The sequence below is a fragment of the Streptomyces sp. AC558_RSS880 genome (assembly GCF_019049255.1).
Lineage (GTDB): Bacteria > Actinomycetota > Actinomycetes > Streptomycetales > Streptomycetaceae > Streptomyces.
In genome coordinates this window covers 1-278 of the sequence record NZ_JAGMUJ010000065.1, presented here as the reverse complement: position 1 = coordinate 278, position 278 = coordinate 1, and the positions used below count along the sequence as shown (strand labels likewise).

Annotated in this window: 1 rRNA gene; it reads right to left on the bottom strand. The window is 57.2% G+C overall.

The annotated features are described in order from the left end of the window. A 23S ribosomal RNA gene (locus tag KUM38_RS21970) occupies positions 1–278 on the bottom strand; the annotation flags it as partial.

The window sequence follows — 278 nt, the reverse complement described above, 5'->3', positions numbered from 1 at the left end:
CGACGCTCCCACGGCTTGTAGGCACACGGTTTCAGGTACTATTTCACTCCGCTCCCGCGGTACTTTTCACCATTCCCTCACGGTACTATCCGCTATCGGTCACCAGGGAATATTTAGGCTTAGCGGGTGGTCCCGCCAGATTCACACGGGATTTCTCGGGCCCCGTGCTACTTGGGTGTCTCTCCAACGAGCCGCTGACGTTTCGACTACGGGGGTCTTACCCTCTACGCCGGACCTTTCGCATGTCCTTCGCCTACATCAACGGTTTCTGACTCGTC